A 22,229-nucleotide genomic window follows, 5' to 3' on the forward strand; every position below is an offset into this window, starting at 1 on the left:
TGATCTGCCCCCCAAATAGCAAACAAAGCCGCCAAAGCCCCTACTATTAACGTTTATTTGACATATATTTAACAACCTACAGGAGAAAAAAAGCCATGAGCCAAATACATAAACACTCTATTCCCGCTAATATTGCGGAACGTTGCCTGATTAACCCGGAACAGTACCAGGCGCAGTATCAGCAGTCCGTCACCGAACCTGACGCCTTCTGGGGCGAGCAGGGCAAAATCCTTGACTGGATAAAACCCTATACGCGCGTGAAAAACACCTCGTTCGCGCCGGGCAATATTTCCATTAAGTGGTATGAAGACGGTACGCTGAACCTCGCCGCTAACTGCCTCGATCGCCATCTGGCGGAGCGCGGCGACCAGACGGCCATCATCTGGGAAGGCGACGATGCCAGCCAGAGCAAAAACATCACTTATCGCGAGCTACATCGCGATGTCTGCCGCTTTGCCAACGTCCTGCTCGATCTGGGCATTAAAAAGGGCGATGTCGTGGCTATCTATATGCCGATGGTGCCGGAAGCGGCGGTGGCCATGCTGGCCTGCGCGCGTATCGGCGCTATCCATTCGGTCATTTTCGGCGGCTTCTCGCCGGAGGCGGTCGCCGGCCGTATCATCGATTCCAACTCTCGCCTGGTGATCACCTCGGATGAAGGGCTGCGCGCCGGCCGCGCGATCCCGCTGAAGAAGAACGTCGACGACGCGCTAAAAAATCCGCACGTGAAGAGCATCGAAAACGTGGTGGTGTTCAAACGTACCGGCGGCAAAATCGACTGGCAGGAAGGCCGCGATCTGTGGTGGAGCGATCTGATCGAAAAAGCCAGCGCGGAACACCAGCCCGAAGAGATGAACGCCGAAGATCCGCTGTTTATCCTTTATACCTCCGGTTCGACCGGTAAGCCAAAAGGCGTGCTGCACACCACCGGCGGCTACCTGGTCTATGCGGCGTCAACCTTTAAATACGTGTTCGACTATCATCCGGGCGACATCTACTGGTGCACCGCCGACGTCGGTTGGGTCACCGGCCATAGCTACCTGCTCTACGGCCCGCTGGCCTGCGGCGCGACGACGCTGATGTTCGAAGGGGTACCGAACTGGCCGACCCCGGCGCGTATGTGCCAGGTGGTCGATAAGCATCAGGTCAACATTCTTTATACCGCCCCTACGGCGATCCGCGCGCTGATGGCGGAGGGCGATAAGGCCATCGAAGGCACCGACCGCTCTTCCCTGCGCATTCTCGGCTCCGTCGGCGAACCGATTAACCCGGAAGCCTGGGAGTGGTACTGGAAGAAGATCGGCAACGAGAAGTGCCCGGTGATGGACACCTGGTGGCAGACCGAAACCGGCGGCTTTATGATCACCCCGCTGCCCGGCGCCATCGAGCTGAAGGCCGGTTCCGCCACGCGTCCCTTCTTCGGCGTCCAGCCGGTGCTGGTGGATAACGAAGGCACGCCGCTGGAAGGCGCGACCGAGGGGAACCTGGCGATCGCCGACTCCTGGCCGGGCCAGGCGCGCACGCTGTTTGGCGACCACGAACGCTTCGAACAAACCTACTTCTCCACCTTTAAAAATATGTACTTCAGCGGCGACGGCGCGCGCCGTGACGAAGATGGCTACTACTGGATCACCGGCCGCGTCGATGACGTGCTGAACGTTTCCGGCCACCGTCTGGGTACCGCCGAAATTGAATCGGCGCTGGTGTCGCATCCGAAAATCGCCGAAGCGGCAGTGGTCGGCATTCCGCATAACATTAAAGGGCAGGCCATCTACGCCTACGTGACCCTCAACCATGGCGAAGAGCCGACGCCGGAGCTGTACGCCGAGGTGCGCAACTGGGTACGTAAAGAGATTGGCCCGCTGGCGACGCCGGACGTGCTGCACTGGACCGATTCGTTACCGAAAACCCGTTCGGGCAAAATCATGCGCCGCATTCTGCGCAAAATTGCCGCGGGCGATACCAGTAACCTCGGCGATACCTCAACGCTTGCCGATCCTGGCGTGGTGGAAAAACTGCTCGAAGAGAAGCAGGCCATCGCTATGCCATCGTAAACCAACGATCCCCTACACCCTCTCCCCACCAGGGGAGAGGATATAATTACGACTCCCCAAGGATTTCAGGTAGCAGGAAAGCGGTAAACAGGCTGATTCCCGACAGTTAACTGCCGGGCGGATGAGTGTTGCCGACGACCGGCGCGTGAATGACGAAAGGGAACCTCTGGAGACGCTACGATGAACGAACAGATTTGTCAGCGGATAGAAAATAGTGCGCATTTTAAGGAGCTTGTTGCAGCCCGGCAAAGGTTTGCCGCCATCCTGTCACTGATTATGCTGGTGATTTATGTGGGCTTTATTCTGCTTATCGCCTTCGCCCCCGGCTGGCTGGGCACGCCGCTGCATGCGGGAACCAGCGTCACCCGGGGTATTCCGATTGGTATCGGCGTGATCGTTATCTCTTTCGTCTTAACCGGAATATACGTCTGGCGGGCAAATGGTGAATTTGATCGGATGACGAAAAGCATTCTCAGCGAGGTTAAAGCATCATGAAGAAAGTCCTGACGGCGCTCGCCGCCACGCTCCCGTTGACCGTCAATGCCGCAGATGCTCTCACCGGCGCGGTACAGCGCCAGCCGACCAACTGGCAGGCGATTATCATGTTCCTGATTTTCGTCGCCCTGACGCTCTATATCACCTGGTGGGCCTCAAAACGCGTACGTTCGCGCAGCGATTACTACACCGCGGGCGGCAATATCACCGGTTTCCAGAACGGGTTGGCGATTGCCGGCGATTTTATGTCGGCGGCCTCGTTCCTCGGCATTTCCGCGCTGGTTTACACCTCCGGCTACGATGGGCTGATCTACTCGCTCGGTTTCCTCGTCGGCTGGCCGATTATTCTGTTTCTTATCGCCGAACGCCTGCGTAACCTCGGGCGCTACACGTTTGCCGACGTAGCGTCCTATCGTCTTAAACAGGGGCCGATCCGCACCCTCTCCGCCTGTGGTTCGCTGGTGGTGGTGGCGCTCTATTTGATAGCCCAGATGGTCGGTGCGGGTAAGCTTATCCAGCTGCTGTTCGGCCTCAACTACCACGTTGCGGTGGTGCTGGTCGGCGTGCTGATGGTGCTTTACGTCCTCTTTGGCGGCATGCTCGCCACCACCTGGGTGCAGATTATCAAAGCGGTCCTGCTGCTGTTCGGCGCCAGCTTTATGGCCTTTATGGTGATGAAGCACGTCGGCTTCAGCTTCAATAATCTGTTCACCGAAGCGATGGCGGTCCACCCGAAAGGCTCGGCGATAATGAGCCCCGGCGGACTGGTGAAAGACCCGATATCGGCGCTGTCGCTCGGCCTCGGGCTGATGTTCGGCACCGCGGGTCTGCCGCATATTCTGATGCGTTTCTTCACCGTGAGCGACGCCAAAGAAGCGCGTAAGAGCGTGTTCTACGCCACCGGCTTTATGGGCTACTTCTATATTCTGACCTTTATCATCGGCTTCGGCGCCATCATGCTGGTGGGGGCGAATCCGGCGTTCAAAGACGCGGCCGGTCAGCTTATCGGCGGTAACAATATGGCGGCGGTGCATCTGGCGGACGCGGTCGGCGGTAATCTGTTCCTCGGCTTTATCTCCGCCGTGGCCTTCGCCACTATTCTGGCGGTGGTCGCAGGATTAACGCTGGCGGGCGCGTCGGCGGTCTCTCACGACCTGTATGCGAACGTGTTCCGTAAAGGAGCGACCGAGCGTCAGGAGCTGAAGGTGTCGAAGATTACCGTGCTGATCCTCGGCGTGGTGGCGATTCTGCTGGGCATCCTGTTCGAGAATCAGAACATCGCCTTTATGGTCGGCCTCGCGTTCTCCATCGCCGCCAGCTGTAACTTCCCGATTATCCTGCTGTCGATGTACTGGTCGAAGCTGACCACCCGCGGGGCGATGATTGGCGGCTGGCTGGGTCTGCTGACCGCGGTGATTCTGATGATCCTCGGCCCGACCATCTGGGTGCAGATCCTCGGTCACGAAAAGGCGATATTCCCGTATGAATATCCGGCGCTGTTCTCTATCGCCGTGGCCTTTATCGGTATCTGGTTCTTCTCCGCCACCGATAGCTCCGCGGAAGGCGCGCGCGAACGCGAGCTGTTCCGCGCCCAGTTTATCCGTTCGCAGACCGGTATCGGCATCGAGAAAGGTCAGGCGCATTAATGATTGCCCGTACCCCGGCCTGCTGGCCGGGGTAGTGTTGATGCATTAGTTGTAGCTAAAAGTCAGCGTTCCGCTCGCATTGGCTTCACCCGGCGTCACTTCGGTTCCGTATTTGTAATAGTTCGCGGTAAAGGTCAAGGTGTTCGATGCCTCCGCCCCGCCGGGATTATCAGGATCGGTGAATATCGAATAGCTGGCCTCCGCTTCTGAATTCGTTACCGTAGTTCTTTTCGACTCTGCAAACACTCTGTAGATTGAGTTATTCACGGCAAGCGCCGTGTCAAAGATGTTCAACTGCACCCCAACGCCGGTCGCTACATTTTCACCCGGTGTTAATGCAATCACGGAATGACCGGGATTATCCCCTTCCGCTTCTGTTGCCGTAACGCGCATCGTCACGAAGGTACCTGGCTCACAGGTTAGGGTGAGCGTTTGATGAACTGAACCGACTTTGTTAGAAACATTAAACTCGCTTGTTTTCACTGAGCCCATTTGGAAATTCAGTGCGGCCGTACTGGCGGTACATCCCATAGGAACGAGCTGAATATGGGTTGTCCCGCTGATATGCAGCTGAGAAATAACCAATTCGCCGTTGCTGTCTTTCATTGCTACGGTTGATACCGGGTCGGTAAAGCTTAGAGAACTATTACTGGCAATGCTTCCGCCTGTAGCAACGAGCTGTAACTGATAGACAGGGGAATAATTCGTACTGGCACTGAAAGCAAAAAAGCCCGGTTTGACAAGAGGAAAATCAGCATCACCAATATGGTGTTCACTGTTATCGACATTAAATACAGATGAAACACCATCATATTCCCCCGTAGTATTTAACCATACGTTAACTCTGATACCTATTCCCGGCACCGACGTTTCATAGATGTTATTACCGACAAGCGTAGTCGCTATGCCAGGTGACCATGTAAAGCGGGCATATAAACTACCGGTACAGTCGAGAACACTGGTTTTGGGATGGTATATTTTCCCTGAATCATAAATAACGGTCCCAGGAGAATAATTACCTGCGCTAAGCAATAGCTTGGATGGTAAATTAGTGATTGATACATCACCATAATTTAATCCATAGCCACAGGCCCACACATAACCCGGGAAAATTAAAAAAAGAACAAGTAAAAAAATTTTTTTCATATAAAACCCGCAAAAGTCGTATCATTTATATGACACATTAAAAGTGACCGTCCAGGAGATATTCCTCGCCGTTACTCGTCCATTCGGCGAAAATATTCCCGCCTGCCATATTTAAAATAGGCTCAGAACCTTCAATGAAAAAACAGGTATAGCTGTCGTTTGGCTCATGGCCTTTCTGCTACACTGTCATAGCTGCTGTAGCCCGCTGAAGCTAATACGGCGCATTCATCTCTCTTTTCCCGGCTTACCGATTGGGGAATATTTTATTGATAAGTAAAGGTTATCGTTCCGCTCGCATTCGCGATACCTGGCGTCACTTTAGCTCCGGTTTTGTAATAGTTCGCGGTAAACGTCAGGACGTTCGATGCCGCCGCACCGCCGGGATTATCAGGATCGGTGAAGATCAAATAGCTGGCCTCCGCGCCAGAATTCGTTACCTCCGTTCTTTTTGTGGTTCCAAATACTTTGTAGTTAAAATAATTCACGATGAGGGGTGCATTATTAAGATTCAACTGTACCCCAACGCCGGTCGCTACGTTTTCGCCGGGTGTTAACGCAATCACGGAATGATCGGGATTATCACCTTCTGCTTCTGTCGCCGTAACGCGCATCGTCACGGCAGTTCCCGGCTCACAGGTTAGGGTAAGCGTTTGCTGAACCGATCCGACCTTGTTAGAAACATTAAACTCACTTGTTTTCACTGAGCCCATTTGGAAATTCAGCGCGGTCGAATCAACCGAGCATCCCATAGGGGTCAGTTTAATTTTTGTCGAACCCGTCACGTGCAGCTGGGAAATAGCCATCGTTCCGTCAAGATCCAGAATGGAGACCGTGGAAATCGGATCGGCCAGCGTCAGCGTGCTATTACTGGCAATTGCCCCCCCCGTTGCCACAAGCTGGACCTGGTACGTTGGGGCATAATATGTGCTTGCCTTGTCATCAAGAAAGCCATTTGGTTTTCCCAGATATAAGTCTTCATCACCGATATGGTGAACGCTGTAGTCAGCATTAAAATCATCGGTATCACCGCCATATTCACCCGTGATATTGAGCCAGAATTTGACGCGAATACCGATACCCTGCACGGAGGTCGAGTAGATGTTATCCCCCACTAAGGTGCCCGCATTCCCCGAGCTCCACCCGAACAGTGCATATAACCAACCCCGACAATCCGTAAGAGATGTGGTTGGATGCGTTATCTGTCCTGAATCATAAAGGATGGTCCCCGCCGAGTAGCTACCCGCATTAACCAGTATCTGCGCGGGCAAATTAGTTAAAGCGATATCGCCCGAGTTTGCCCCCGTTTTACATGCCCAACTGTAAGCCGGTAGTAAGCAGGCTAACAACAATAAAATAGACTTTTTCATACCTCTCCCTCGCGAGAACGGCTCACTTATATGACACATTAAAAGTGACCGTATAGGCGACATTTCCCGCCGTGACTCGTCCATTCGGCGTATACATTCTGGCACTCATATTAAAAATAGGTTCTGCACCCTCATTAAAAAGATAGGTATAGCTGTCGTTTGGTCCCAGGGATTTCTGATCTACCGCGCTTAGCAGCTGTAGCCCAACGCCTTTTGCGCCGTCAATTAGCTCATTCTCATAAATACTGGAGTAAGTACTGTCAAATGAATTACCGCTAAACGTTATCGTCACTGACGCCGTACCCGTTGAACAATTATCAAAGGCAATGGACACGGTCGTGGCATCACTGCTCGCGCCCGGTTTGTTGGTAAGCTTTTGATAAGATACGGTACCCAGATCGATCGCGCTGGAGGGTTTAACCGAGACCTCGCATACGGGCTCTTCAATTTTACCGGTGATATTAAAATTGACGCTACTCGACGTATCATAGGCCCAGGCGGGATTAATGGATATCGATGCAAAGCCAATACTGATGATAAATAACCCGTACGACTTCGTTAATATCCCGCCATTGCTTATCCTCATCGCTTCCATCCTGAGTTTATCTATTAAGGCAATTATCCAGCTATTCATCAGCGGCAATCCGCTGCATAAAAAATGATATCATCAACCGATTTATTGACTGATAAATCATAGTCCACATAGCATTGGCTATTTTGGCTATCACCCCACTTCACAAACAACCGACCTTTTTCAGGCAGCCCGGTCAGATAGGCCTGTCCGGAATCACCGACGATAGCGCTGCGTTTTTCTTTATATTCCTGGCTTTCATTATCTAATGTCATAATAGCGCCAAAAGGGACTTCTTTATTATTAAAATGCAGGGTCATCATCGCCTTATAGCCAATCCAGGTATCATATTTGACTTTTACAATCGCATTGCGCGTCGGAACCACCGTTTTGACAATATTATCGATTTCCGCTCCCGAGACCTGCTGTTCATCAAGAGAGAGATTATTTTCATGGTACGGTCGAACAAAGGGTACAACGGCGTATCCGAAGGCATCGGTCGTAATATTCGTCTGTCCGCGCACTACCACATCGCTGACGCCAGGCGCCTCAACCAGCGCCACGCTCTCGCCAAGATAACGAGAAAGGGTCACACCACCGGAATGAGCAACCATCCCGCCCCGTAGCGAGTAATTATAGTGGGCGCTATAGCTGTCATATCCGTATCCCGCGGTGACTTCACCTTTTGAACCCTGATAGTTTAGATTGACGTTTCCTGAAGTCTTTTTATCGCTGGCATTGTAACCCTCCTGCATATTCCAGTTCAGAGAACGATCCGCAAAAGCAGATCCGCTCAAACCCAGGCTATGGGTCGTGTCGCCCATCCGACTGCTGTTCATATTGTAGCTGGCCGAGATATCCGCACCAAAAGGCACGCTCACCGTGAGTGAAACAAGATTATCGCTGGTCTGAGCACGCTCACTATTCTGGCTTGTGCTTCGTACATTTCGGCTACAGGAGTAGTTAACAAAATAGGAAATGCGGCCAAGGGAGTTGCTATAGCTCACGCCCAACGACTCCATACGTGAATTATCCCAATAAGATTCGCTGACCAGTGAGAGGGAGAGTGAACCATACCCTGCGAGAATCTGAGAAGCTGAAGCGTCAAAACGATCTTTAGTCCGGCCCGTTGATGAACAGCACCCGCTATGCGCATTCGACCTATCAATAAAATTTTGCAGAGAGTAATAGCCATGGGTTGAATAACGGTACCCGGCAACGGAGAAGTTGGTTCCCGTCTGCGGAATATCTTTGCTAAAGCGCACGCGATAAGATTGTCCTTCGCTGGATGACGTGTGATTCGACGTTGGCGTCTCTTTTATATCTGCCCAGGACTGGGATGCATCAAAGGAGAGCGCGCCGATCGTGCCAAGGTTAAGTCCGGCCCCCAGAAGAACATTACTGTATTTGTTCTCCAGTTGCTGAAAACCACTATACAGCGTGATGTTGCTCGATGCCCCCCAGGCGATGTTAGATTGCAGGAAGTGATATTCTTTTCCGCCGGAACTTCCCGAACGCGTTTTGCCGCTGCTCAGGGCGTAATCTATCTGGCCCTCGCGCTGCAAAATCGCCAGCGAAGCAAAAGGCACCACAAAGCTCTGTTCACTGCCATCGGACTCTTTTACCGTCACATTCAGATCGCCCGCGCTCCCGGTTGGGTAAAGATCGTTTATCTCAAACGCGCCAGGGGGGACCGTTGTTTTATAAATGCTGTAACCGTTCTGATAAACCGTCACGTCGGCGGTGGTGCGGGCGATGCCTTTAATGACCGGCGCAAAGCCGTTCAAGCTATCCGGCAGCATCTCTTTATCTGAGTTCAGCTGTAGCCCGGTGAAGCTAACACTGTCGAACACGCTTGATGACGTATAGGTCTGGCCCAGGATCAGCTGGCCTTTCAGGGCCTGGATATCACGTGAAATATAGCTGTAGACCGAGTCCCACTGGTTGCCGTCATCATTATGGTTGAGGGTACTGTAGTTCCGTAAACGCCACGGCCCGACGTTTAAACCCGGCTGCAGGCTCACAAACTGGCTGGACGTCGCTTCGCCGCCGTGCCGCGGATCGGTCTTTTGCCCGGAGAGATTATAGTTAAGTAGCCCCGCGGTAATACCCTGTTGCCACCGGCTTTCAGGGACATATCCCCGCGGATGATGCATCACCGCGACCTGAGGCACGTTAAAATCAACGCGCTGTTGTGAAAGTAATACCGTGGTTCCCCATCCAGGGATTGCGGATAGTCGGGCACAGCGGGAACCCGCGACCGTGAGCTCGGGATAATTTTCCGTTTTGATTGACCACGCTTTCAGCTGCGCGACGCTGATACAGGGTGAAGAAACGTCATTACCCTCACTCTGTTGGGTGAATCTGACTGACTCGGAAGCAATAAATTCTTGGTTAATATAAATATCAAGATTGTATTCACCCGGAGGAACGGTTTCCTGGGAAATATAGCTCAGGTCGACAGAAGTTGTACCGGTTTCATTGACCTCCAATAGGTGAGGATTGAAATACTCACCAGCGATAGTGGGTAACGGAAGGGTGGCAAAGCAGGAAATAATGGCGACGTAGCCACTCTTCAACAGAAATGTAAAATTCTGTCCAACGTTATTGAATGATGGCGGTATATTTTGGTCCCGGCATTCCATAGTCATTGATCACGCTCCATGTGATTTTCTTTTTCCCTGGCAAGGATGTATTTGCTACCGGTATTTTTATGGTTGAAAAAGGTGCAACAAACCATGCTTCAGGAACTGACTTACCATTAACCGTAATTTCAGAAAAGTTCATATACAACGGTGAGGTATTTTTAACTTTAATATCTCTACCTTCGGCAGACCACTCCAGCTTTTCGGCAAACTTTTCCGGAATAGCATTTTTTAATGCAGCTGGCCGAAAAATCAGTTTAATCCGCGAATTAATGGCGAACTGCACCATATTTTTGTCCGGCGCGCTATCCATAGCGGGGATGCCTTTAATATTCAGCCAAAACATAGACTCTCGCTCTTCGGGCAGCGGTTTACCTGAGCGGAGGATTCGGACAAATCCTTGTTCGCCGGCCTTCAGGCGAAACAGCGGAGGGGTGGTAATAAAGGAATCTTTTGCTGGTGATGCCTCATCCACAACTGCGATCCAGGACTGGACAATATTTGTAACGTTATCTTTATTTTGCACAGATACCGTCGCTGCCTTTTGCGTACCATCGAATATCACTCGCGTACCGCCCACCACCACGCTGGCCTGCGCGACAGACAGGCAGGAACAAAAACAGATAAAGTAAGCTAATTTTTTCATGGTAGTGTCCAGTGAGGGAAAGCAGAAGCTTTCCCTTTTATCTAATGCTGAATTAATAATAGGTAACGTTGTAAGTTACGGTTGTCTGCACCGCTCCCTTGGTGGGAGTAGCCGTACCAGATTTAGCCAGTTTAACGGTAAAAGGAATCGTCGCGGCACCGGAGGAAATATCCACATCCGCACCTTCAGTATTGTTCTTAAGCAGGGCACCCTTATTATCAAAAATCGCCACCGCAACGCCGGTAGCGGGTGTTTCCGCCGCCTGGTTTTTGAAGTAATCGCTATTCGTCGTGTCCGCTTCGCCACCAAACGTCACTCTGGCCAAGGCGTTACCGCCTTCTGTGGTCTTAGGGCATCCGGTTAAAGTGAAAGAAAAGCTCTTCGCCGCCCCGTAGGTATTCGTATCCAGATCGGCGACTGAGGAGGTCCCCATCTCAATAGACGAAACGCCATTATCGATAGTCGCTGTACAAGTGGTATCTGAGACCTTACCGGTAAAAGTAATGGTATTCGCGGCCTGAGCCAGAGTAACCAGAGAGCAGCCGGCAGATAAGGCTAATATTTTGGCAAGCGTTTTGGTACTGAAGTTCATTGGTATTCCCCTGTTTATTAAGATTAACAATCAATCCATCAATTGTTTTATGGCTTTTATTAGAGAATGAAGCCAGACATCAGCGAAGGTATAAGCTGATAAGGTGCATGGGGAGTGAATAACCTGCATTTAAGATGACTAACCTATAAATACAAGAGCTTAATTTCCACATGAATCCATTCAATAATAGAAGCTCACGTAAGTAAGATATCTAAAATAGAGAAAATACTCAACAAGCGCATATGAATTATCTCAAATGAATAATAGCCCTGAACCAATCAATACAAGATATACATCATAAATAACCACATAAATTCATAACGTTAAACATAAAAAACATTCACAAAAAACATTATTCCTTATATTTATATTTCTCTTAAATATTAAACCCTCCTCAATCAGAAACATTTAATTACAATTTAAGCAGGAAGGCAAATAAGGATATCACCTAAGGCATCATCGGATTATCCTACAAATACGAATATTTAATTAACCGTTCATATCGATAAGATGAAAAGACTATTCATAGGAATATAAATAGTCGTGAGATATGGAAAAAGTACCTTAGCGAGTATGCGTTCACTAATAACAAAGGGGTTCAGAACATGACCCATCTCACCAGCGGCGCGGTCAGCACCATCACCACTCCGGATAGCATCATCACCAGGCTGGCGACCACGCCCTCCTGAGGGCCAAGCTCGTAGGATCGTGCGGTGCCGGCGCCGTGCGATGCCGCCCCCAATCCGGCCCCTTTTGCCATTCCCTCGCGAATAGAAAGACGCAGAAACAGTACATCCCCTACCGCCATCCCGAATACCCCGGTGACCACGACAAACAGAGCGACTAAATCTGGCTGGCCGCCCAGCGGTTTGGCTGCCGCCAGCGCAAAGGGGGTGGTAACGGAGCGTACCGCCAGGCTGCGCTGGATCTCATCAGGCAAGGTAAATAATCGCGCCAGCCACACCGAACTGGTCACCGCGACAACCGAGGCGGTAGTGACGCCAGCCGTCAGCGACATCCAGTGGCGCTTAATAATCGCCATGTTGTCGTATACCGGCACGGCAAAGGCGATCGTCGCCGGGCCCAGCAGCCACAGCAGCCAGTGGGTCTCCCCCATATAGCGTTGATAAGAGATATGGCCGAATACCAGCATCATGACCAACAGGATCGGGGTGAAAACCAGCGGCATCAGCGGCAGTTTATGGAAGCGGCGATAAAGCCGCTTGTTGGCAAAATAGAGTCCCAGCGTGACAAGAAGGCACAGGAGGCTCAGCTGAAAATCACTCATGTTTCATCCTGCTGACTTCATAGCGATACACTTTATCAACCACCCATGCCGTGGCGCCCAACACCATCGTAGTGCTCAAGCCAATCACCAGAAAGATACGCCAGCCATCGACCATCAGCAGCTGCGCGTAGTTGACGACCGCCACCACCGCCGGTACGAAAAACAGCAGCATCTCAGCCAGCAGCCAGCGGGCTCCGGCGCGTACCCAGTTTAAAGGAATGACCCGGCAGACGATCAGCGCCAGCATCATCAGCATGCCGACCAGATTCGCCGGAAGCGGCAGGTGCAGCCAGTTAACTAAATATTCAGCGCAGACGAACAGTCCGGCGTAGATCAGGACCTGAACCGGTACCTGAAGACGTTGCATAACAAAGGGCGTCACGCGAGCTGGCGCAAAGGCCATGAGCGGTATTCCTGAAAAAGAAGACAGGCGTGCAGTATAGAGAGCCGCCCGGCGCGGCAGAAATGAATTAAAATCATCACAGGTATAGTCTCAGGGAATAATTATGGATATCCGAACGCTGCGTTATTTTGTCGAAGTGGTTCGCCAGCAAAGCTTTACCCGCGCGGCGGAGAAACTTTTCGTCACGCAGCCCACCATCAGCAAGATGCTTAAAAACCTTGAAGATGAGCTGAACTGCACGCTGCTGATCCGCGACGGTCGCCGGCTGCTGCTGACCGATACCGGACGCGTGGTTTTCGAGCGCGGGCAGGCCATCCTTGGCGAATTTCACCAGCTGGAGTCGGAGCTGAGCGATATTAATCATCTGCACAAAGGCGTACTGCGTCTCGGGATCCCGCCGATGGTCGGCATGCTGATGGCCGAGCCGATTAGCCGCTTTCGCCAGCGCTATGCGGGTATCGAGTTGAAAATCTCCGAGTTTGGCGGATTGACCGTGCAGCAGGCGGTCAGCAACGGCGAACTGGATTTAGCCATGACGGCGCTTCCGGTTGATGAGGCCAGCGGTCTGACGACGCTATCTCTGTTCAGCCATCCGCTCTGCGTACTGACGCCGAGAACGGCACAATGGGAGGGCCTCAGCTCATTGTCGCCGCAGGCGCTCGCCGCGCATCCGCTGGTGATTTACAACGAGGATTTCGCCCTCAGCCAGCAGCTGATGCGGCTGTTTGCTCAGCATGAAGTTAAGCCGCGCATCGCCGTACGCAGCGGACAGTGGGATTTTCTGGCCGCCATGGTCCAGGCGGGGATTGGCATCGCGATTTTGCCGGAGCCGATTTGCCAGCGCCTCGACCCGCAGAGCTTTTGCTGGATGCCGTTGCAGAGCGATCTGCGCTGGGAGCTGGGGATGATTTGGCGGGAAGGCGTTTATCTGTCGCACAGCGCGCGAGCGTGGCTGGAGTGCAGCAAGGCGTTCTGGCTGAAGTAAGTCCCCGGGTCGCGGCGTCAACGCCTGACCCGGGGAACAGGTACGGCGTTACTGATCTTCGATAAGCAGCGCTTCCAGCAGATCGAGGTCGTGCAGCAGCTTCTGCAGCGTCTCGTTGCTGATCTGCCGGGTGGCGCGCAGGTGGTACAGCTCACCGCGTTCGGAACGCAGCGCCGCCAGGCGGAACCGGCGTTCGAGGCTCTCCTCCAGCATCGACGTTTCAACATCGTTGCGGCCATCGACGCGACGACGCAGGTTACCAATCACCCGCGAACTGACCTCGGTCAGCAGCTGATTATCAATATTCTCTTTGGTATCCGCAGCCAGACGCTCTTCCATTTTCTGAATCGCGACAATCGCCACATCCGCCGTGGCGGCCCGCGCCAGACGCTCCTCTTTGCGCTGCTGGACATGGTCGGTCGACTCGATATGGCGCAGCAGAATCGGCAGCACAATCACGCCGACGAACAGTGAGAACAGAATCACCCCGGCGGCGAGGAACACCAGCTCATAGCGCGCCGGGAAGACGTTGCCGTCCGGTAACAGCAGAGGAATCGACAGTACACCGGCAAGGGTAATCGCCCCGCGAACGCCGGCGACGGAGGAGATCAGCAGCTCGCGCGTGGTCCAGGAGCCGAACTCCATCGGTTTCTTTTTCAGGAAACGCTGGCTCAGTTTGCGCATCGTCCACAGCCAGCCAAAACGCACCAGCATCAGGGCGGCATAAATCAGGACGATATCGGTAAACAGCATCCAGGTTTCGACGTTGGGATCCGCTTCTGCAGCCACCAGCGAGCTGGAAAGGATGTCCGGCAGCTGCAGGCCCAACAGCAGGAAGACCATGCCGTTAAACACGAACTCCAGCATCGCCCAGGTGCTGTTGGCGCGCAGGCGCATCGCCAGCGGCGCGCTGCGCATCACCCCGGAACGCGTAATGGTCATCCCCGCGGCGACCGCCGCCAGGATTCCGGAAAAGCCGATATGCTCCGCGATCAGATAAGAGGCGAACGGCAGCAGGAACAGCAGCACAATTTGCGTTGCCGGTTCATCGCCGCCCCAGCGGCTGAGGAAGCGCATCGAGCGCCCGTACAGCCAGCTGACCACAAAGCCCGCGAGAATACCGCCGACCGCCACCTTGAAGAACTCCACCGTCGCGCCGCCGACGGTAAAGACCATGGTGCCCATCGCCACCGCAACGGCAAACTTCAGGGAGACCAGGCCGGAGGCATCGTTCATCAGCGCTTCGCCCTGCAAAATCCCCATTATTTTTTTCGGAATGCGCCCTTCGCCGACAATTCCCGACAGCGCCACGGCATCCGTTGGCGACAGAACCGCCGCCAGAGCAAAAGCCGGAATCAGCGGAATACCCGGTACAATCCAGTAGATGAGGTAGCCAATACCGACCACCGTTACCACCACCAGCGCCAGCGCCAGGCCGAAAATTTCTCGTCCATGCTCAATGAACTCACGGGTTGGCGTCTTCCAGCCATCGGCAAAAAGCAGCGGCGGAATGAACAGAACCAGAAAGAGTTCGGGGTCGAATTCAACGTGCAATCCGAAGGTAGGCCAGGCCAACAGCGCGCCGATGGCAATTTGGATCAAGGGGAGTGGGACCTGAAAGGGCAGTACGCGTGTAACCACCCCGGAGAGAGAGACCACGAGGGTCATGATGAGTATGGTAAAGAATATTTCCATGTGTTCCCTGTTTGCTGCGTGTCTTTTTTTTACATCTGAGGCGTCATGTCTCGGCATAATACGCTACTCAGATTAACGCAAAAGGAAACAGGATGTGGCTTAAAAATTAAACGGGCGGCCAAAGCCGCCCATTGTTAGCAGGAAAAGTTAAATCGCCCAACCGCCGGCGTAGAAGATAACCAGCGCCGCGGCGATGATCACCGTACCCAGGTTTAGCTTACGCCATTCGCCGGACACCAGACGACCGATCACCAGCGACGCAAAGCCGATCATGATGCCGGTCACGATGTTGCAGGTCAGCACGATAAAGACCGCGGTAATCAGGCCCGCCATCGCGTCGACGAAATCGTTGAAATCGATTTTCGCCACGTTGCTCAGCATCAGCAGGCCGACGTACATCAGCGCCGGCGCGGTGGCATAAGCCGGCACCAGATACGAGAGCGGAGAGAGGAACAGGATCAGCAGGAACAGCACGCCGACGGTCACTGCCGTCAGGCCCGTTTTGCCGCCCGCCGCAGTACCGGCAGCGGATTCGATATACACCGCCGCCGGTGCCGCCCCGACCAGGCCGGAGAAGACGCTGCTCAGGGAGTCGGTGGTCAGCGCTTTGCCGCCGTTAATAATCTGCCCGTCTTTATCCAGCAGGTTCGCCTGGCCGGCCACCGCGCGGATGGTTCCGGTGGCGTCAAACACCGCGGTCATCACCAGCGCAAGCACGCTTGGCAGCACCACCGGGTTCAGCGCGCCCACGATATCCAGGCTACCGATCAGCGAGTTGCCTTTATCGTCGCTCAGCGACGGCATGGCGAAGATACCGGAGAAGTGAACGTTAGGATCGAAGATCAGGCCGATAATTGAGATGCCGATAATCGTCAGCAGGATACCGCCCGGCACTTTCAGTTTTTCGAGGCCGATAATCACCGCCAGCCCGACCAGCGACATAATCACCGGGAAGCTATCAAAATTACCCAGCGCCACCGGCAGACCATCCAGCGGATTTTTGATAACCAGGCCCACGCCGTTGGCGGCAATCAGCAGCAGGAACAGACCGATACCAATCCCCGTACCGTGCGCCACGCCCTGCGGCAGGTTACGCAGGATCCAGCTACGAATGCCGGTCGCGGAGATCACGGTGAACAGGACACCCATCAGGAACACCGCGCCCAGCGCGACCGGAATGCTGATCTGTTGACCCAGTACCAGGCTAAAGGCGGTAAACGCGGTCAGCGAGATGGCGCAGCCAATCGCCAGCGGCAGGTTCGCCCACAGCCCCATCACCAGCGAGCCGACGCCGGCAACCAGACAGGTGGAAACAAATACCGCAGCCGGTGGAAAACCCGCTTTGCCGAGCATACCCGGCACCACGATGACGGAGTAAACCATCGCCAGGAAGGTGGTAAGACCGGCAACGATTTCCTGACGCACGGTGCTGCCGCGAGCAGAAATTTTAAACCAGGCGTCCAATGAACCGCCGGTACGCGCTGAAGGCGTAGACATAGAAAACTTCCCCTGAGAATTTTTATCGTTCGTCCGAATGCGTGGTGGACCATCCACTGCCAGCTAAACGCGATCTCCTTGTGCTAATCGCAGCGCCAGGGGCCGCGAAAAAGCAAACGTTTAACTCCGCGCATACAGTACGGTGTGAAGAATGACTTTGCTCCCCTCTGCCAGCAGAGGAAATGATGAGCAAAATAAAAAGGCAAACGATTATCCAGCCTTTAGACGGGCCTTTTCAACTGAAGTTTGTCGTATTTCGCTAAATTTCGCTTATGACGTTCAGGAAATAACCAGCCGATGCGCAAACGTTATCGTCCATGCGCAATCCGGTAACATTTTTGTATTGCGCTGATAGCAATTTTCCCCGGTCATCGGCTTTAGTAATAGTTTATTCGCCGGGTAAGGTGAACGGCCCCCCGCGCTCAACCGCTTTTTGCCAGGCCGGGCGCTGCTCCACGCGCTGAACCCACTGCGTCAGATGGGGTAAATTCTCCACGCCGCCGCGCGCCAGCAGCGCCATCGCGGGAAAGCTCATCTGAATATCGGCCATACTCAGCTCAGCGCCGGCAAACCAGCGCTGGCGGGAAAGGTGCGCTTCAATAAAGCGGGCATGGGTGTCCACCTGGCGGTTAAGCCAGGCCTTCTGTACCCCCTTGCCCAACGCATTACCCAGCGTGCGCATACCAAACGGCACCGGCGGTTTGCCCAGGCTGGCAAACACCAGCTTCATCAGCAGCAGGGGCATCAGCGACCCCTCGGCGTAGTGCAGCCAAAAGCGATATTGCAGCTTATCTTCCACCGACTCAGGTTTTAAGCGCCGGGCGCTATCATAGGTTTCCTGTAAATATTCCAGAATGGCGCCGGACTCCGCCAGAATGTGGCCGTTATCCTCAACCACCGGCGATTTACCCAGCGGATGAACGCTTTTTAATTCCGCCGGTGCGAGCATATCCTTGCCACGCTGATAAGAGACAACCTGATAAGGCAGCTGCAGCTCTTCCAGCGCCCATAACACGCGCTGCGATCGTGACTGATTGAGATGATGTACCGTTAACATGGGCCTCTCCCGCTGTTTGTTCAAATTAACTATAGGAACAGGCGGCGGATGCCGGGAATTTTTCGGCAAACTGAAGAGGCAAATTCAGAGAAAAGAGCCACACTTAAATTGTCGGCGCAAACCGGAACCTCCATCAAAGATTGCGCAATACTGAGGTGAGCCGACGTCGGGGGAAACCCTCCTGCGTACCAGCGGGATAGTGCGAAAGACCAAGACCGGAAAACAACTAAAGCGCCCTGTTGTGGCGCTTTAGTTTTTTAGTCATCCTCCAGCAATCGCGCGCCGGTCCCCTCTTCACCCAGCTTATCGCCCGGGTTGCGTAACGGGCAGTCGCGGCGCGACAGACAGCCGCAGCCGATACAGCCATCGAGCTGATCGCGCAGCGCGGTCAGGGTATGAATGCGCCGGTCCAGCTCCTCCCGCCACTGGGACGACAGCATCTTCCACTCTTTGGCGCTGAGGTTATGCCCTTCCGGCAGTACGCCGAACGCGTCGCCGATGGTCGCCAGCGGAATACCAATGCGTTGCGCAATCTTAATGATCGCCACCGCGCGCAGGACATCGCGCCGGTAGCGCCGCTGATTGCCCGCGTTGCGCTGGCTGTGGATCAGCCCTTTACTTTCATAAAAGTGCAGCGCGGAGACAGCCACGCCGGTTCGTTTTGCCACTTCGCCGGGCGTCAGCAGCATTTTGATGCGGGGTGATTTCTTTTCCATAAAGCGCTTTACCTCAAGTTAACTTGAGGAATTATACTCGCCCGCAGACAAAACGACGAATCGAGAATTGAGAGAGGCCGCTTTATGTCCCATCAGGATATTATCCAAACGCTTATTGAATGGATTGATGAACATATCGATCAACCACTTAACATTGATATAGTCGCCAGAAAATCGGGATACTCGAAATGGTATCTGCAGCGGATGTTCCGCGCCGTGATGCATCAAACGCTGGGCGATTACATTCGCCAGCGCCGCCTGCTGCTCGCTGCGGAAGCGCTAAGAACCACCCAGCGCCCTATTTTTGATATCGCGATGGATCTCGGCTACGTGTCGCAGCAAACCTTTTCGCGGGTGTTCCGTCGCGAATTTGACCGAACGCCGACCGCCTATCGCCATCAAATTTCTGCCTGATAGCGCGGCTGATAGGGGCTGAGGCAGGTGCGATCATTCGCCAGCCACAGCATGAACTCCTGCGGCGGCATCGCTTTCGCAAAGTGCCACCCCTGGCAGTACTGTACGCCGTGTTGCTGGAGCCAGGCTACCTGCTCTGCCGTTTCGACGCCTTCAGCCACGATTTTTAAATGCAGGCTGTTTGCCATCTGGATAATATGCTCGGCAATCAGGTGGCTGGTGGTATTGCTCGTCAGCATGTCGACAAAAGATTTATCAATCTTCAGAACGTCGACGTTGAGCGCATGAAGATTGTGCAGGTTGGAGTAGCCGGTGCCGAAATCATCGATGGCGATTTCATATCCCGCATCGCGGAACGCCTGGATCACCGGCGTCGTTTTCGCCACGTCGATAAACCCGCGTTCGGTCACTTCGATTTTGATTTGTTCCGCCTTGACCGCGTAGCGCTGGATCTTCTTGTTGATGTGCTCAATCAAGCGTGCGGAATGGAAATCGGAAGCGGAGAGGTTAATCGCCACGTACAGATGCGGCTGCCGCGCCAGAAACTCGCCCAGGTCGGAAAATACCTCATCGATGACATAGTCGGTGACCTGGGCGATCATCCCTTCATTTTCCGCCATCGGAATGAACTCCGCCGGACTCATCACCGGCCCATCAAAGCCTGGCCAGCGCAATAATGCTTCGGTACCGACGCAGCGGTTATTTTTAATATCGATAACCGGTTGATAGTGAAGGCACAGCTGACGACGGTTTAACGCCCGCTGCAGCATCTTCCGCGGAGAGTGGTACTGCTGACGGGTGCGCGACCACACCAGCAGGAGCAATACGCTGCAAATCAGCCCCAGCGGTAGCGTCAGGGTCACCTGATTATAAAAATTCTGATAATAGCTGACGCGCGAAGTGGACATAATGACGGCTATCGGGCGAACGGTGGAATGGGCGATGGTATAAACGCGGCCATCCTGGTGAAATAAAGACGCTTCAGCGCGAATCAGGCGATGCAGCTCATCGGGGTCGGCATTCTTGCTGACGGAAAAAAACTGGTGGGTTTTGGTATCAAAAACGCCCCAGGCGAGGTCGCGGTCGCTGGTGATCAACGCGCTGTATGAGAGCGGATTAACCACCACCACATAGTTGCCGCGCTGCATATAGTTCATCGCATAGCCAGGGTAGAAAGGGGTCTCGCGGTAGTAGTAAATCGCGACATCCGGCTTTTTGGTATAGGTTGCGGCCGGAATTTGCCACCCCGTCTGGCGGCGAACCGAAGTGGAGCAGAAGAAATGGGTGCCGTTGGCGTAGATTAAATCGTCGATATAGAGCAGGCCGCGAACAATACCGAGCAAATATTGCTGATGCTGTGGTGAACATATCGCTCCCTGATACAAGCGGGCTTTATCGCGCGCTTCGTCGGCTTCACGAATCACCATCTCCGTTTTTTGCAGCGCCAGTCGAGAAAAAAGCCTCAGCTGATCGGCGGTTTCCGCTTTGGCGCGAATTTGCGCAAACCACAACGCCAGCAGCACCGGCAGCAGAATGACCAGCACGATGCCAAATATTCTCAACGCCTTATGCGGCGCGCTATGATTCATTTCCGCTTTTTATCCATGCGATACGCCTTAATCAAGGTGAACAGCCCCGATGACTCTGCTTACTGTGATATGAACGGAGCATCTCAGCAACCCACGCTTTGACGTAAAAACCTCATGACGATGAATTATGAATAATACTGGCTTATAGGACCACTGGAGAAACATTCTCAACATAATGAGATTAGCTCCACTATGTCATTCGGTTTATCCGTATAATTAGCCAGAATAAGTAATAAAATCCGCAGAACATAAACCTTATTAAAAAACCCAAACCGCCGATAATCCCTTATAATCAGCCTTCACATTGCAAGAAAGCCCCGCGCCCTCCCTATTAACCCTGCTATTTACATGGCTAATAAGCGCAAGAAAACACCATTTTTGGCTGGTGAATAAAAGAACAAGTGTGATATAGTTCACATTAGCTGATGAAACAAAAACGTTGTTTCATTACGATCTTGTTTGCCTGAAGATAGCCAGAGCGCCGTTCCATCGTCAGTCTCATCCGGTTGTCAAAGGCTCCCAAATTTCGTTGAGGATAGGTTGATGGCTTCCATTACTACCAGTGTCGTGCTTTTGCGCTGGCCACTCGTGAGCGCAGTGCTGATGTTTCTGGCCAGCTCGTTGAACATTCAGCTACGTAAAAGCGATTATGCCGGTTTAGCGGTGATTTGTAGCTGTATGGGCCTGGCCGCAGCCTGCTGGTTCGCCACCGGTCTGTTAGGCATTACGCTGCTGGACGTGGCGAAAATCTGGGGCAATATCAAGGACGTGATGATTGAAGTCATGAGCCAGACTCCGCCCGAATGGCCGATGATGATGACCTGATGTCGGCCCACCTTATCCGGGCGCCGATGTCGCTGACCGGACCACCAGACGGCGGTGAACCGGTTGCCCGGACAGGTGCACAGCACCGCCACCCGCGATTTCCCCCTCTGCGACAGCCTAAACCCATCACCGATATACACCGCAGCGATGACACCATTATGGTCTGGTTATAACGCTTCCGCTGGCCGACGGACGACTGCCCAATAGCCCGCGTGGAAAGTTGTTCGGGCAGCGTTTTATTGCGCAGTGCGCCTGGTAAGAACAGGCGTTTGCCGTCGTGGCAGTAGATTGATACGGACAAGAAGGCCGCTCCCGCAGTTTCTCCCACTGGGCTTCATCGTATCGCGTGATGTTATAAACCTTTACCGCATGATATTGCTCGTTAATTAACACGCTGGACGAGTAGAGCTTCATCGACTCTCCCGGCAGTAATAAAATGTCGGCTTCATACCAAAGAATAAACTTTAAAAACCGCAGGCTGGAAATCGAAGAAAAAGCCACGCCGGAATACGGGCAGACAAGCGTATTATGAATAGTCCATTTCATTTTTTATCCTTGCGGGCATTGCTGATAAATGACTCTATATAGTGATAGCATC

General features: G+C 53.3%; 20 protein-coding genes. 6 read left to right on the forward strand and 14 right to left on the reverse strand.

Features of this window, described 5'->3' with window-relative positions:
* Positions 1-95 precede the first annotated feature (95 nt).
* The 3 genes from acs (at position 96) to actP (ending at position 4,195) form a co-directional block, all read left to right on the forward strand.
* Entirely contained in the window at positions 96-2,054 is a 1,959-nt protein-coding gene (gene acs, locus FQK12_RS19390; protein ID WP_014227567.1) for an acetate--CoA ligase, read from the forward strand.
* A 180-nt stretch (positions 2,055-2,234) separates the two neighbouring features.
* Complete coding sequence (locus FQK12_RS19395; RefSeq protein ID WP_014227566.1) at positions 2,235-2,549, forward strand: DUF485 domain-containing protein; 315 nt, start codon at positions 2,235-2,237, stop codon at positions 2,547-2,549.
* Positions 2,546-4,195: a cation/acetate symporter ActP gene (actP, locus tag FQK12_RS19400; protein WP_014227565.1), complete on the forward strand. Its 1,650-nt coding sequence runs from the start codon at positions 2,546-2,548 to the stop codon at positions 4,193-4,195. The genes FQK12_RS19395 and actP overlap by 4 nt, the downstream gene beginning before the upstream one ends.
* 45 nt (positions 4,196-4,240) lie before the next feature.
* Here the strand turns inward: actP and FQK12_RS19405 are convergent, their stop codons facing one another.
* From FQK12_RS19405 to FQK12_RS19440, 8 genes are all read right to left on the reverse strand, one after another.
* A complete protein-coding gene (locus tag FQK12_RS19405; RefSeq protein WP_041165258.1) occupies positions 4,241-5,341 on the reverse strand; it encodes a type 1 fimbrial protein in 1,101 nt (366 codons plus the stop codon).
* Positions 5,342-5,604: 263 nt separating this feature from the next.
* The gene (locus FQK12_RS19410) at positions 5,605-6,708 is read right to left on the reverse strand and encodes a type 1 fimbrial protein (protein WP_038422899.1); all 1,104 of its coding nucleotides are present in this window, start codon (positions 6,706-6,708) and stop codon (positions 5,605-5,607) included.
* A 22-nt stretch (positions 6,709-6,730) separates the two neighbouring features.
* The gene (locus FQK12_RS19415; protein WP_014227562.1) at positions 6,731-7,294 is read right to left on the reverse strand and encodes a fimbrial protein; all 564 of its coding nucleotides are present in this window, start codon (positions 7,292-7,294) and stop codon (positions 6,731-6,733) included.
* Positions 7,295-7,341: 47 nt separating this feature from the next.
* Positions 7,342-9,930 (reverse strand): fimbria/pilus outer membrane usher protein, encoded by a 2,589-nt coding sequence (locus FQK12_RS19420; protein WP_041165257.1) that lies wholly within the window; start codon positions 9,928-9,930, stop codon positions 7,342-7,344.
* Positions 9,884-10,570: a fimbrial assembly chaperone gene (locus FQK12_RS19425; protein ID WP_014227560.1), complete on the reverse strand. Its 687-nt coding sequence runs from the start codon at positions 10,568-10,570 to the stop codon at positions 9,884-9,886. The genes FQK12_RS19420 and FQK12_RS19425 overlap by 47 nt, the downstream gene beginning before the upstream one ends.
* Before the next feature lie 52 nt (positions 10,571-10,622).
* Positions 10,623-11,162 carry a fimbrial protein gene (locus FQK12_RS19430; protein WP_014227559.1) on the reverse strand — a complete coding sequence of 180 codons (540 nt, stop codon included), beginning with the start codon at positions 11,160-11,162 and terminating at the stop codon, positions 10,623-10,625.
* 598 nt (positions 11,163-11,760) lie between these two features.
* Positions 11,761-12,450 carry an LrgB family protein gene (locus FQK12_RS19435; RefSeq protein WP_014227558.1) on the reverse strand — a complete coding sequence of 230 codons (690 nt, stop codon included), beginning with the start codon at positions 12,448-12,450 and terminating at the stop codon, positions 11,761-11,763.
* The gene (locus FQK12_RS19440; RefSeq protein WP_004097823.1) at positions 12,443-12,853 is read right to left on the reverse strand and encodes a CidA/LrgA family protein; all 411 of its coding nucleotides are present in this window, start codon (positions 12,851-12,853) and stop codon (positions 12,443-12,445) included. Before FQK12_RS19440 ends, FQK12_RS19435 begins: the two co-directional genes overlap by 8 nt.
* A gap of 103 nt (positions 12,854-12,956) precedes the next feature.
* On the opposite strand from FQK12_RS19440, the gene FQK12_RS19445 reads away from it, so the two are divergent.
* The gene (locus tag FQK12_RS19445) at positions 12,957-13,838 is read left to right on the forward strand and encodes a LysR family transcriptional regulator (protein ID WP_014227557.1); all 882 of its coding nucleotides are present in this window, start codon (positions 12,957-12,959) and stop codon (positions 13,836-13,838) included.
* Positions 13,839-13,886: 48 nt separating this feature from the next.
* Here FQK12_RS19445 and FQK12_RS19450 read toward each other — a convergent pair whose 3' ends face one another.
* The 4 genes from FQK12_RS19450 to soxR all read right to left on the reverse strand — a co-directional run bounded on the left by FQK12_RS19450 (position 13,887) and on the right by soxR (position 18,803).
* On the reverse strand, positions 13,887-15,533 hold the full coding sequence (locus tag FQK12_RS19450) for a Na+/H+ antiporter (RefSeq protein ID WP_032695080.1): 1,647 nt from the start codon (positions 15,531-15,533) through the stop codon (positions 13,887-13,889).
* 147 nt (positions 15,534-15,680) lie between these two features.
* Positions 15,681-17,030, reverse strand: coding sequence for an NCS2 family permease (locus tag FQK12_RS19455; RefSeq protein ID WP_014227555.1), 1,350 nt, complete (start codon positions 17,028-17,030; stop codon positions 15,681-15,683).
* Between the two features lie 388 nt (positions 17,031-17,418).
* Entirely contained in the window at positions 17,419-18,087 is a 669-nt protein-coding gene (locus FQK12_RS19465; RefSeq protein ID WP_014227554.1) for a glutathione S-transferase family protein, read from the reverse strand.
* Positions 18,088-18,344: 257 nt separating this feature from the next.
* Entirely contained in the window at positions 18,345-18,803 is a 459-nt protein-coding gene (gene soxR, locus FQK12_RS19470; protein WP_004097815.1) for a redox-sensitive transcriptional activator SoxR, read from the reverse strand.
* A gap of 84 nt (positions 18,804-18,887) precedes the next feature.
* On the opposite strand from soxR, the gene soxS reads away from it, so the two are divergent.
* Positions 18,888-19,217, forward strand: coding sequence for a superoxide response transcriptional regulator SoxS (gene soxS / locus FQK12_RS19475; RefSeq protein WP_004097813.1), 330 nt, complete (start codon positions 18,888-18,890; stop codon positions 19,215-19,217).
* Here soxS and FQK12_RS19480 read toward each other — a convergent pair.
* Positions 19,202-20,806, reverse strand: coding sequence for an EAL domain-containing protein (locus FQK12_RS19480; protein WP_014227553.1), 1,605 nt, complete (start codon positions 20,804-20,806; stop codon positions 19,202-19,204). The genes soxS and FQK12_RS19480 overlap by 16 nt on opposite strands.
* A 543-nt stretch (positions 20,807-21,349) precedes the next feature.
* Here FQK12_RS19480 and FQK12_RS19485 point away from each other — a divergent pair.
* Entirely contained in the window at positions 21,350-21,631 is a 282-nt protein-coding gene (locus FQK12_RS19485) for a YjcB family protein (protein WP_004097808.1), read from the forward strand.
* Between the two features lie 156 nt (positions 21,632-21,787).
* Here the strand turns inward: FQK12_RS19485 and iraM are convergent, their stop codons facing one another.
* On the reverse strand, positions 21,788-22,177 hold the full coding sequence (gene iraM, locus FQK12_RS19490; RefSeq protein WP_004097807.1) for an anti-adapter protein IraM: 390 nt from the start codon (positions 22,175-22,177) through the stop codon (positions 21,788-21,790).
* Between the last annotated feature and the right edge of the window lie 52 nt (positions 22,178-22,229).

The sequence above is a fragment of the Klebsiella sp. ME-303 genome, assembly GCF_007910085.1.
In the GTDB taxonomy this organism is placed as follows: domain Bacteria; phylum Pseudomonadota; class Gammaproteobacteria; order Enterobacterales; family Enterobacteriaceae; genus Klebsiella; species Klebsiella michiganensis.